The following is a 12570-nucleotide window of genomic DNA, read 5'->3' as shown; positions in this document are numbered from 1 at the left end:
GTATCCTCCTTTACGACTTATTTAAGGATAATTATACACCTTATATATGGAGAAAGCAATGTAGATTCTAGGTAATTTGTGTAGAAAATATACAGAATATTGCTTTATTTGTGAAACTAAGAACGCTCGTCAAGTCGAGCTTGACGAGCGTTCAAAATTTTTCCCGAAATGAAAAAGTGAAAACACTGTGAAAGCTGATATTATTATGTTATAATGAGTACGAAGTTATTACAAGGAGGTATGAACGTATGACAACACTTATGTTAATAGTAGTTCCTAAGGACGCAGGTCCAGGATATGCAGGACGCCCATTAAAAAATCAAGTTGGTGGAGTAGTTACCTTAGGTGACGGAACTGAACTGCCAGTAGATAAAGATATTTTTAATAAAGTCCCTGTAGGTGAAACAATGGTTGTTGATGGTGTAAGCTATAAAATCAACAAAGTTAGCATGATTATGCCGACAATGGGTAAAGTTGTTTTAGAATCTTTAGTGTAAGCAAAAATATTGTAAAAAAATTACGATAAGTTTGATACCGAAAAGAGAAAACATATAAAACGAGAGGGTGATAATTTCAGCCTCTTATTTTTTTGAAAGTTGAGGAATAACTATGAAGAAAATTAAAGTTCTATTGTCGTTCGGAACCAGACCGGAAGCAATAAAGATGGCACCATTAGTGCTGGAATTAAAGAAACATGAGGCGATTGAGCCGATTGTTTGTGTAACTGGTCAACACCGGCAAATGCTGGATCAAGTTTTGGAAGTATTTGCGATTGTTCCCGATCACGATCTTTCAGTGATGAAAGATCAGCAAACTTTGTATGATGTTACCAGCAATGTTTTATGCGGCATGAAGGATGTTCTTGAACAAGAACATCCTGATATCGTGTTGGTGCATGGTGATACAACAACAACATTTGCTACGGCGTTGGCAGCGTTCTACCAACAAATACCGGTAGGGCATGTTGAAGCGGGATTGCGTACCCATAATATTTATTCACCATTTCCGGAAGAATTCAACCGTCAGGCTGCCGGCATTATAGCTACCTTGCATTTTGCGCCTACTGAAACGGCAAAAGCAAATTTAGTAAGCGAAGGCAAAAATACTGACCATATTTATGTGACCGGTAATACCGCGATCGATGCCCTGCAAACGACTGTCAGCGATGACTATGAACACGAAATGCTGAAGTGGGCAGATGGCAGTCGTTTAATTTTATTGACCGCTCATCGCCGGGAAAATTTAGGTGAACCAATGCGCCATATGTTCCGTGCAATTCGTCGTGTTGTTGAAGAACATGATGATGTAAAGGTAATTTATCCGGTGCATTTAAATCCATTGGTACAAGCTGCGGCTCAAGAAGAACTTGGTGATCATGACCGTATCCGATTAATCAATCCATTGGAAGTTATTGATTTCCATAACTTCCTTAATCACGCTAATATTATTCTGACTGATTCAGGCGGCATTCAAGAAGAAGCACCATCACTTGGTGTTCCGGTCTTGGTTATGCGTGATACGACCGAACGTCCGGAAGGGGTTGCTGCCGGTACTTTAAAACTGGCAGGCACTGATGAGGCAACAATCTATCAGTTGATTACTGAACTATTAGATGATCCTGCTGTGTATCAGTCAATGGCAACGGCTTCAAACCCGTATGGCGACGGTCACGCGAGTGAGCGTATTGCAGCCATTATCGAGGAATATTTCTCTGATAAATAAAAAAAGAACCCGAGCGCACTTTACCGTGCGTTCGGGTTTTATCTGTCCTTTAAAACAGCTAGAGCACCCCACACCCAAAGGTACTAACTCCGTGTCGGAGTACTTGCTCAGTCTTGGTTAAGAGCCAAGCCACGCAGCGCTGTATAAATCACACCTTGAGTCTCGCGCATATCAGCATTGCGGCAGAGGCTTGATTCAGCTTGAAAGGCGCGAATCATTGCAAGGATATGCTGATAGGTTTGGTAGTTAGGCATGCTTTTATATTGAATATCCCAGTCTAGAATTTTAGCGATACCCTTCATTGTTGTTGGCTTTACAAAAATATAATTTTGCGGGTCTTGGTAGGCTTTAAAGAATGAAACAACAGTCCATTTAGTTGGTTTGCTGTTTCTTTCATGACGATAGCTCAATAATGTCATGATAAAGTTATCAAAATTTTCTTCGTTGTAGTCATACATGAAATTATAGAGTGCGTTTAAGAACTGTTCATGAATTTCCTGATGTTCAACAAAATTTTGAAATGCCAGTTTTTCAAAGACACTGATTACTTTAGATTGTCGTACTAAATGAAGGGTGTTATCAATCGCTTCCTGATAATCACCAGACTCAAGAGTAAGCTCAAGTTCTTCTTTACTGAGTTGTTGATTGATATTAGTAATCATTTGTTCTGGTTTATAGCTTTTCTCCCCAGCAAGCCAGAGTTCATCTTCAAAGCCGTCAGGATACTGTTCTAAAAATAGATTTTCAATTAATTGAACTTGTTTGGCAAACATCAACAGCACCTACAATTCAAGAGCACAGAACATAACAGCCTGAGTAATCATTAAGTTCTCATTTTGGCATAAAGTAGAATGTTTTCTAAAAGCTTTCACCATTTCCATTACTTGCATATATGTTTGGTAGTTAGGCATGCTTTTATATTGAATATCCCATTCCATAACCCGAGCTTCACCTTTTACGGTATTGGGTTTTACAAAAACATAATTATCCGGGTCGGCATAGGCTTTGAAGAATGATACTACCGGCCATTTTGCCGGATTCGTATTCTTCTCATGACGATAACGTAGTAAGACTGAAACTAAGCCATCAAAGCTTTCTTCGTTAAAGTTATACATAAATTGATAAAGTGCTTCCAGAAAGGGTCCATGAATTTCCTGATGAGCAATATAATTTTTAAAAGCAAATTTTTCAAAAACACTGATTACCGATACCCGGCGAACCGCAGCAGTAATGGCATCAATCGTTTCCTCGTAATCGCCAGAATCCAAAGTCAGTTCCAGAGCTTCTTTAGTTAATTCAGTTTGAAATATTTCAAAAATTTTATCGGGATTATGGCGTTTGCCGGCATTGTTCCAATCATCACCTGATAATCCTTCGGGGAAAATCTGTAAAAATTTATGTTCGATACGGTCAACATTTTTTTGCATATAATCAGCTCCTCATAAAATAGTATATCAAATTTTATCACAAAAAGTTGGTCAAATATGATACGATGGTAACGAATAATATATAAAAAGGGGTAGTCAAATGGCAACTGTAGTTATTAAAAGATCGTGGAATTGGTTCGGACTGGCGAGAAATTTTAAAATTGACGCGAATGGCCAATTTTTAGATAAGATTGCAAATAATCAAACCAAAGCATATCAATTCTTACCAGGTAAACATGAATTGCAAGTAAATATGGATAAACTTAAATCACCGGTATTTGAATTTGAGATTGCCGAAGAGGAAACTATCCAATTACAAACCGGCATTGATATGGCATATATTGTTATTTCTAATGTAATTACTTTTATCGCTATGATTGTAGGTTTCATTGTTGCAATAATTATTGGCACTGCCGCTCGTAATTTTACAATAGCGCTAGTCTTAATGCTGCTTTGGCTGGTAATTGTTATCGGTGTAATGATGGCTTTGCAATATACAGTATTCCGCAATAAAATGTACTATATTCGCAGAATCTAATATGAGTAGAAGCGTGCTTACGATTGTCGTAAGCACGCTTCTTTTTTCTTCATAACAATCATGTAAGCCATTTCACACACAAACAACACATAGTGAACAATTCAACAACATATAAGTAGGCTATACTAAAACCATACCAAAACAAACGAGGTGATTTGATACGAGTCAACAGAAAGATTTTGATAAATAAAACTTTTAATAATATAAATCCTTAAAAATAAAAAAACTTTTTCATATATATCCTCTTATATATAAAAAAACAGTTGCAATTGCAACGTTTTGAGCTACCGGGTTACCTCCCCGGTAGTTTTTTTGTGCCCAAAATAAATAATCAATTAGATAAAATGAACTTTGGACAATTGTCCGCATTAATTGACAAAAGTCCAGAGGCTGGCATGCTACCATTAATATGGAGGTGTTAGTATTATGGCTAAAATAGAATTTAGTGCTGATTTTGATTGGGGAACAGCCTCGAGCGGTCCGCAAAGTGAAGGTTCTGCTGATAAACCCCATGAATCTTTATGGGAGTATTGGTATGCCAAAGATCCTGAACGGTTTTATCAACAAGTCGGTCCAAAAATAACTTGTGATAGTTATCATCGTTATAAAGAGGATGTTGCGATTATGAAGGAGTTGGGACTCAAGTCATTCCGAACTTCAATTCAATGGTCAAGATTGATTAAGGATTTGGAAACCGGAGAACCTGACGAAAAAGCAGTGGCTTTTTACAATGATTATATTAATGAAATGATTGCGGCCGGTGTTGAACCGGTGATGAATTTATTCCACTTTGATACGCCAATTGCTTTGGAGCACGAATACGGTGGCTTCAAGAATAAACATGTCGCTGAACTTTTTGTTAAGTTTGCAACAACCGCATTTACATTGTTTGGTGACCGGGTGAAGCGCTGGATAACCTTTAATGAACCGGTTGCTCATGCAAAAGGAGCGTACCTGTATGACTTTATTTATCCGAATGAAGTCAATACTCGTTCATACACGCAAGCTAACTATAATATTTTGTTGGCTCATGCCGGCAGCGTTGAGGCTTATCATAAGTTGAACCTTGATGGTGAAATCGGGATTGTGGTTGATTTACTGCCGCCGATTCCACGTTCGCAAAATAGTGGTGATTTATTGGCTGCTGAAGTTTTCGATTTATTTACAAATCGTATTTTCATGGATCCATGTGTGAAAGGCGAATATGCCGATCAATATCTCGAGTTACTTGAAAAGCACAACTGTAATTTTGAATATACTTCAGAAGAATTGGAGCTTATCAAAAATAATACAGTTGATTTTATTGGGATCAATTATTATCAACCGCAACGGGTGAAGGCACCCGCACGGTTGCCGAACATCAATGATGTTTTTATGCCGGACTGGTATTTCGATAATTATGAAATGCCGAATCGCCGCATGAATGTGCATCGCGGCTGGGAAATTTATCCTAAAACGATATACGATATTGCTATGCGAGTCAAAAATGAGTATGGCAATATAAAGTGGTATGTTTCGGAAAATGGTATGGGCGTTCATGACGAAGACCGTTTTAAAGATGAGACCGGTATGATTTGCGATGATTACCGCATCGAGTTTATTCAGGAGCATTTGCAGTGGCTCAATAAAGCGATTCAAGAAGGTTCAAATTGCCAAGGCTACCATTTATGGACATTTGTTGATAACTGGTCATGGACCAATGCTTATAAAAATCGTTATGGCTATGTGTCATTGGATTTAAAAACCAGAAACCGGACTATTAAAAAGTCAGGTTATTGGATTAAAGAGGTTATTGCGAACAATGGTTTTGAAGAGCTCAAACCTGAATTTGAGTAGAAGCAGGGTTCGAATAATATAAATAATATTTCTGCTTGGCGATGTTTGTGGTATGCTTAATAAAAGTGGAACGTTTACGAGCGTATCATAGATATTGCCGAGACAGAAAGTGGGCTTTGACAAAATGAAAAAGGATTTAAATAAAAACGAAGCGATGATTGCACGTTTCTTGCTGCATAGTGATATCAATAACAAATCAGCAGAGCAGATTGCCAAGGAGCTATTTGTCAGTCGTTCAGCGATTTACCGGGTTTGCAACAAACTTGGTTATCGCTCATTTTCGCATTTAAAGTATGCAATGGAAATTAATGAACAGCACGATGAACAAGAATTGTTATCGGTCCAGGTTGACGAATTATTTCAGACAATTGATGTTTCGCAATTACAACAAATATTGCGCATGATTATCGTCAGTGAACGAATTATTATTCTTTCAACCCAGGCAACACGGATTGCATCTAGTTATCTTGCGCGGCAGCTCATTAATCTGGGGTATTTTGCTTATGCGGTTCATGACGAATATGAATTTGCGGAATTAAAAAAATTATTGCATGATCGTGATTTATTAGTTTGTATCAGCAACTCAGGTGAAAATGATATTTTGAGCACGGCAATGCAAGAATTAACCCAAGAATCATTTGCGATTACTAAACTTGATTCAACTTTGGCGCAAACAGCTCAGGCGGCAATCGGTTTTGACTTTAGTGAATACCGCAGCCAAAACTCATTCGATCGTGAAAATCTTTTTCCGATTTTTGTCATCATCCAAAAAATTCTCATTAACTTGAAAGAGTTATAACGTAGCACAAGCTATTTGAAAGCGATTGATATTGTAGGAAATAATGAAAATTTGGGAGGGAGCGTATATAGACATACGTGAGTGAGCAAATTTTTATTATTTGCATAGATAGCGAGCGCTTTTCAATAGGTTGAATGAGGTGATGGTCATACAGAAAATTGAGAATCTAGTCTTGCCAATCAGTCAATATATTCAAAACAATAAAGCGCTGATTGCAATCAAAGATATGTTTATCAAGCTGACTCCCGGTTTGGTTATATATTCCTTACTGGTAATCTTAACCCCGTTGCTCAGCGAACTTATTCCATTCTACCAAGAAATCATTATCCTAATCAGCGCCGGCATTAATATTATTGCCTGTCTTGGGGTTGTCTACTATTATAGTCGCAGCCTGGATTTAGAATTTTTACCGGCAATGCTAATCAGCGGCAGTGCGTATCTTATTTTCATGTACCCTAACTACATGGTTAACCAATTGATTATCGCAGTGCTGCTGGCAATATTAGCAACTAAGCTATTTCAAGGTTTACAACTGATTCGTAAAAAGCTTGAAGTAAAATTACCAAATACAGTTATTCCGCCAGGAGTCTGGGGGACAATTCTTGATTTGCTGCTTTATGTATTATTGCTGTTGCTGTTTTTTCTTTTGTATAAATTTTTGGCCCAAACGCTGGCGTGGGCGCCAGCATTTGGGCTCGGGGTTTTGCAACAAAGTCTCTATCTCGTTGGCAATAATATTGTTGTTTTCATTCTCCTAGAGGGATTTGGCCAGTTGTTGTGGTTCTTTGGTATTCATGGCAATACGGTTATTAGCATGATTGCTGATCCGCTTTGGTATAGTTTATCGCTAGAGAATCTGCAACTCGGAATGCAAGGTATGGAGCCGGTATTCATTATTACTAAACAGTTTAAGGAAGTATTTTTACAGATGGGTGGTTCAGGATCAACCTTGCCACTGGTATTACTTTTATTAACCTCGCGTTCGAAACGTTTGCAACAATTTGGCTTTGGGGTGCTTCCGGCAGGACTGTTTAATATCAATGAACCAGTTATTTTTGGATTACCGATTGTATTGAATCCGTTGTTATTTATTCCGTGGCTGATTGCAACGCCGATATGTGCGCTTATCAGCTATTTGGTGATGTACTTTGGTTTGGTACAATTGACCAGCGGTGTATTTATTCCCTGGATTACGCCAGTCTTTTTAAGCGGCTGGTTGGTTTCCGGGGTAAGCGGGATTATCTTACAACTTGTTTTAGTTATCGTAAGTGTCTTGATTTATTTGCCATTCTTCAAACGTTTTGAAAAAAAGACGTTATTGGAGGAAACTGAATAAACTACAAAGCCTCCCATCATAATTTTGATTTATTTACTGGTTATGTTAGAATTCATATAACATATGGCTATCAGTAGGGGTGAGTTCGTATTTGTGCGAAATTTGTACACCTAATGTCAAGTAAAGTTTTATAAATCCTTTAGAATATTATGTATGGGAGGTATTTATATGAAAAGCAGTAAAGCATTTGATGAAGTTATTCTTTATCTTGAAACATGTATCATTAATGGATCCGAGATTGATTACAATGAAATATCAAAAATTACTTTAAGTCCGGCGTCATTGTTTCAGCGGATATTTATCTTTGTATCGGGAGTAAGTATGTCTGATTATGTACGAAAGCGCCGTTTGACCTTAGCTGGATATGACTTGCGGAATAGTGATATTTCTGCACTGGATGCGGCTTTAAAATATGGCTTTCAGTCACATTCGGCATTTACCCGGGCGTTCAAGGAACATCATGGTATTACGCCAACTGAAGCAAAGAAAAGCACTGCTGAGCTAAATGAGTATTTTTCAATTAATTTCTCAGATATGAGATTTATTGGAGGTAAGCGAATAATGGCGGAAGTAAAGAAGATTATTTATAAAGAAGTACCCGAGCGTTTAATGGTAGGGTTGCATCAGGAAACCTCATTTCAAGACGGCGGTAAGGTATGGCGTGATTTTTTTGAGAGTGATACAATTCCAAAATTAAATACATTAGCTGATTCCAAATGTTGCGATGATATTGCTGCTAATGATGGTATAGGATTGATGTATAACTTTAAAGACATGTTGCACTTCAACATTATTATTGGTGATTTTGTAAAGCCTGATACAGAAATACCGGAAGGATTATTTGTGAAGCAGATACCAAAGGGGTTGACTGTGCAAATACAGATTGAAGGTAATAATTTAGGGGAGATTCTTGAATCCGCCTATTTACTGATTACTGAAGCTGTTGAGAAAACTGACAGGGAAATTGATCATGCGCATTTTTATTGGTGTGAAGTGTATACACATGAGCGTTATAGTAAGCCACTCAATCAAGGGAAGCGAGTAGCAATTGATTACATAGTGCCGATTAAACCGCCATCAGCACAATGATAGTGATTAAATCAAGATATACTTTTATTAATTGAAACAGGATAAGCCATTTTTTCATAAAATGGCTTATTTTTTTATTAATTATCATTTATAGATTGAAATTAATGAAAATAAATGATAAAATTTGATTGAAAACGTTTTAGAAAGGTGGATTTATAATGTCTTTGAACAGAATCCCTGAAAATCCAATTATTACAATTGATGATGTAAAGCCTAGTCGCCCTGATACTGAGGTAATCTGTGCTTTCAACTCCGCAGCAGCTCAAGTTGGTGATGAAACTGTACTTTTGATTCGCGTTGCCGAGAAGTTTATTAATGATGATGCCAATGTTTTATCGGTACCGGTGTATGAACCAGTTGATGGTGTATATCAAATGGTGCGTAAAGACCTAAATGTTCCAGAATTAAAAGCGGCAGGATATAACTTTGATGATCCTCGGGTTGTTGAAGCACCTAGCGCACGTGATGGTCTTGCAGTCGTATATCTTTCATCACTTTCACATTTACGGGTTGCTCGTAGTAAAGATGGTATTCATTTTGATATTGAAGAAAAGCCATTTATTGAACCTACTACTGAATATGAAGCTTGGGGTTGTGAAGATCCACGGCTGACTTACTTAGATGGTATTTACTATATTAACTATACAGCAGTATCACCTTTAGGAGTTGCGACAATGTTAGCGACCACTAAAGACTTTGTTACTTATGAAAAACATGGATTGATATTTGCACCGGAGAATCGCAATGTTTGTTTCTTCCCGCGAAAAGTGAATGGTAAATATTTAGCATTCAACCGTCCGGCACCGGAAGGCATCGGTACGCCAAACATCTGGCTGGCAGAGTCAAACGATATGTTGCACTGGGGCAATCAAAAGTTTTTCTATAGTGTGCAGAAAGACGGTTGGGAAACCGGCCGAATCGGCGGTGGTTTCCATCCAATCGAAACTGAAAAGGGCTGGTTGTTCATTTACCATGCCGCAGATATCAGCAATCGATATTGCTTAGGGGCATTTTTATTGGATAAAAATGATCCGCTGAAAATTATTGCTAAGAGCGAGAAACCAATTCTGGAACCAGAACTTGAATATGAAACTGCCGGATTCTTTGGCGGGGTAGTATTTACTTGTGGTGGTTACCTTCAAGATGATATGCTGTATGTGTATTATGGTGTTGCTGATGAAAATATGGCACTGGCAACAATCAAGCTTGATGACTTGTTTGCCGAACTAGGTGTATAAAGGACGGATATTATGATAAAGACATGCTTGGAACTACGTGATGAGTATCGTAAAAATAATTTTTCTATAACTGCTGATAAACTGCAATTTATTGGTGTCGACGGTTTTGATGTGTATAATATCAGCAAGCCGTTTATCGATGGTGGCCGTCAGTTGCTTGCCGGGCGAGTTGAGCCCCGTGATAGCGAAGACTCGACCGTTCGTTTCTTTGAGGTCAATGACACGGTTTGTACTTTAGTGAGTGATGCGCCGGAATTTAGGCTACAGGATCCGTTTGTGCATGTGGTTCGCGACCAATTGATTTTGGGCGGGGTTGAGATTTTTGAACACCCTCAGCAACCGGGTGCGCTTTGGTGGCGGACGGTTGTTTATGGCGGGGCGTCGCTTGCTGATTTGAAGCCATTGTTTGTAGGGCCTAATGGAATGAAAGATATTCGCTTTGTTGACTTGGGTGCGCGCATTGGTGTGTTTACCCGGCCGCAAGGCGAGTATGGTGGTCGTGGTCAAATTGGATTTGTGACAATTACTGATTGGCATGAGTTGAGTGCTGATTTGGTTGCCCAGGCGCCACTTATTGATGGTTTGTTTGTTGCCGATGAATGGGGTGGCGTTAATGATGCTCACTTTCTTGGTGACACTTCAATTGCGGTGTTAGGTCATTGTGCATGTTTTGGTGAGCAGGGCGAACGTCATTATTACCCATTTACTTTCGTATTTGATTTTACAACTATGACAGTGAGCAATGTAAAAATGATTTTTGAGCGTTCTGATTTACCTGCCGGAGCAAGCAAGCGGCCGGATTTAATTGATGTTGTTTTCCCAGGCGGCATGCATTTGTTTGATGGTGTCATGCAGGTGTATTGCGGTTTGAGCGATGCTGAAGCCGGCCGGGTTATTATCAGTGACCCTTTTGTAAAGGGGCGATTGACGAATGAACAATGAAATTGAAATTTGGAAAAATGCTGAGCTGCTAACTACTGAGGAGAAAAGTCAAATCAATCAGTACAGTGAGGCTGAACTGATTGATGCATTTGCCGGCGAGCTCGGTTTTGGCACCGGTGGTGCCCGCGGGTTAATTGGTATTGGTCCGAATCGGTTGAACCGATTCACGGTATCCAAATTAACTTTGGGTGTTGCTAAGTGGTTACTAGCTAACTCGGCTGGAAGCCGTGTGGTTATTGCCTATGATAATCGCTATATGTCAAAGGAATTTGCGAGTTTGAGTGCACAAATACTGATGGCGCAAGGTATTGAGGTATTTTGCTTTGAAATTTTAATGCCAACGCCGTTATTGTCATTTGCAGTTCGGTATTTAGAAGCTGATGCCGGTATTATGATTACTGCGTCGCATAATCCTAAGGAGTATAATGGCTATAAACTATATAATAATTTCGGTGCTCAGTTATTGCCGGATGAAGTAGAAAGCTTGCTGCCGTTTATTGAGACAGTTGGCGCTACGTTGCAGGAGTATCAATATGCTGAGACAACGGCGCAGCCGGTGCCAGAGGCATGTGTGGCTGCCTACATTGCGCAAGTTGAGCGATTGTTGCATCCGCAATACCGTGATGATTATGCCAAAGTCAGTATTGGTTACTCACCGCAGCATGGGACTGGTGGCAGCATAGTTCCACGAGTTTTTGCTGAGTGTGGTTTTACTAATGTGACTTATGTTGCAGAGCAGATGCCAAGCGATGAGCAGTTTTCGGCGACGAAGTCGGCGAATCCGGAGAATCCGCAGGCATTTGAACAGTTATTGGAATATGGCGAGCGTCTGCAACTGGATGTGTTGCTGACTACCGATCCGGATGCTGATCGGCTGGGTGCCGGAGTTCGATATCAAGGCAGTTACCAGTTGTTAAGCGGGAATCAGCTTGGCGCGCTAGTGGTTGATTATTTATTGCAACATGGTGTAGATGATGGCACTGTGGTCAAGACGATTGTTACTTCGGATTTCGGGGCTGCCGTTGCTCGCAAGGGCGGGCTGGTTGTTCACGAGACCTTAACCGGTTTTAAATATATTGGTGCGTTTGCCCATCAAGAAAATCCAAAGCAATTTGTTTTTGGTTATGAAGAGAGTTTTGGCTACTTGCTTGGTGATTTCGTTTTTGACAAGGATGCCGTTCAGATGTGTGCTGTTGTTGCTGAGATGGCGGCGTTTTACAAGCGGCAGGGGTTCACTTTGGTTGATCGACTTGAACAGCTTTACGCGGAGTTTGGCTTTTACCTTGAGGATTTATGGAATTTGCAGGTGTCAACGGCAAGAGTACAGGAGATATATCAGATTTTTGATGCGTTACCGGCAGAACTGCTTTTAGCTAATGGTATTGTTATGAAAAATGATTATCAAACATCGCGCCAGTATCAGTTAACAGAGGCGAGGGAGCAAGTATTGACGCTTCCTAAAGCACAGGTGCTGAAGTTTTATTTTAGTGATGGTTCTTGGTTTTGTATTCGCCCAAGTGGTACTGAGCCACAAATTAAATTGTACTTTGCGGTGCAAGGGGCCACAAATATTGAAAGTAAGAAGCGCTTAGCAGAATTGACTGATTTTGCAACAAGCGTTCTAAATTTTTAACATTTTTATC

Annotated in this window: 12 protein-coding genes; 10 read left to right on the top strand and 2 right to left on the bottom strand. The window is 39.3% G+C overall.

What is annotated here, in order from left to right; all coding sequences use genetic code 11:
- Positions 1 to 248 precede the first annotated feature (248 nt).
- Complete coding sequence (locus tag FEZ08_RS07830; protein WP_138191172.1) at positions 249 to 497, top strand: hypothetical protein; 249 nt, start codon at positions 249 to 251, stop codon at positions 495 to 497.
- A gap of 112 nt (positions 498 to 609) precedes the next feature.
- A complete protein-coding gene (gene wecB / locus FEZ08_RS07825) occupies positions 610 to 1722 on the top strand; it encodes a non-hydrolyzing UDP-N-acetylglucosamine 2-epimerase (protein WP_138191171.1) in 1113 nt (370 codons plus the stop codon).
- 107 nt (positions 1723 to 1829) lie between these two features.
- Here the strand turns inward: wecB and FEZ08_RS07820 are convergent, their stop codons facing one another.
- Positions 1830 to 2495, bottom strand: coding sequence for a hypothetical protein (locus tag FEZ08_RS07820; RefSeq protein WP_138191170.1), 666 nt, complete (start codon positions 2493 to 2495; stop codon positions 1830 to 1832).
- 9 nt (positions 2496 to 2504) lie between these two features.
- Entirely contained in the window at positions 2505 to 3149 is a 645-nt protein-coding gene (locus FEZ08_RS07815) for a hypothetical protein (RefSeq protein ID WP_138191169.1), read from the bottom strand.
- Positions 3150 to 3249: 100 nt separating this feature from the next.
- On the opposite strand from FEZ08_RS07815, the gene FEZ08_RS07810 reads away from it, so the two are divergent.
- The 8 genes from FEZ08_RS07810 (at position 3250) to FEZ08_RS07775 (ending at position 12560) form a co-directional block, all read left to right on the top strand.
- Positions 3250 to 3687, top strand: coding sequence for a hypothetical protein (locus tag FEZ08_RS07810; RefSeq protein ID WP_138191168.1), 438 nt, complete (start codon positions 3250 to 3252; stop codon positions 3685 to 3687).
- 426 nt (positions 3688 to 4113) lie between these two features.
- Positions 4114 to 5523: a glycoside hydrolase family 1 protein gene (locus tag FEZ08_RS07805; protein WP_138191167.1), complete on the top strand. Its 1410-nt coding sequence runs from the start codon at positions 4114 to 4116 to the stop codon at positions 5521 to 5523.
- Positions 5524 to 5647: 124 nt separating this feature from the next.
- Positions 5648 to 6322, top strand: a complete 675-nt coding sequence (locus tag FEZ08_RS07800; protein WP_138191166.1) for a MurR/RpiR family transcriptional regulator — start codon at positions 5648 to 5650, stop codon at positions 6320 to 6322.
- 142 nt (positions 6323 to 6464) lie between these two features.
- On the top strand, positions 6465 to 7658 hold the full coding sequence (locus tag FEZ08_RS07795) for a PTS transporter subunit EIIC (protein ID WP_138191165.1): 1194 nt from the start codon (positions 6465 to 6467) through the stop codon (positions 7656 to 7658).
- A 168-nt stretch (positions 7659 to 7826) separates the two neighbouring features.
- The gene (locus FEZ08_RS07790) at positions 7827 to 8747 is read left to right on the top strand and encodes a helix-turn-helix domain-containing protein (protein WP_138191164.1); all 921 of its coding nucleotides are present in this window, start codon (positions 7827 to 7829) and stop codon (positions 8745 to 8747) included.
- Between the two features lie 158 nt (positions 8748 to 8905).
- Positions 8906 to 9985: a glycoside hydrolase family 130 protein gene (locus tag FEZ08_RS07785; protein ID WP_171014994.1), complete on the top strand. Its 1080-nt coding sequence runs from the start codon at positions 8906 to 8908 to the stop codon at positions 9983 to 9985.
- Between the two features lie 12 nt (positions 9986 to 9997).
- Positions 9998 to 10927, top strand: a complete 930-nt coding sequence (locus tag FEZ08_RS07780) for a DUF1861 family protein (protein ID WP_138191162.1) — start codon at positions 9998 to 10000, stop codon at positions 10925 to 10927.
- Positions 10917 to 12560 carry a phospho-sugar mutase gene (locus tag FEZ08_RS07775; protein WP_138191161.1) on the top strand — a complete coding sequence of 548 codons (1644 nt, stop codon included), beginning with the start codon at positions 10917 to 10919 and terminating at the stop codon, positions 12558 to 12560. The genes FEZ08_RS07780 and FEZ08_RS07775 overlap by 11 nt, the downstream gene beginning before the upstream one ends.
- Positions 12561 to 12570 lie beyond the last annotated feature (10 nt).

This window comes from Culicoidibacter larvae (assembly GCF_005771635.1).
Taxonomy (GTDB): Bacteria; Bacillota_I; Bacilli_A; order Culicoidibacterales; family Culicoidibacteraceae; genus Culicoidibacter; species Culicoidibacter larvae.
Note: the sequence above shows the minus strand (reverse complement) of the source record. Positions and strands in the feature narration are given on the sequence as shown.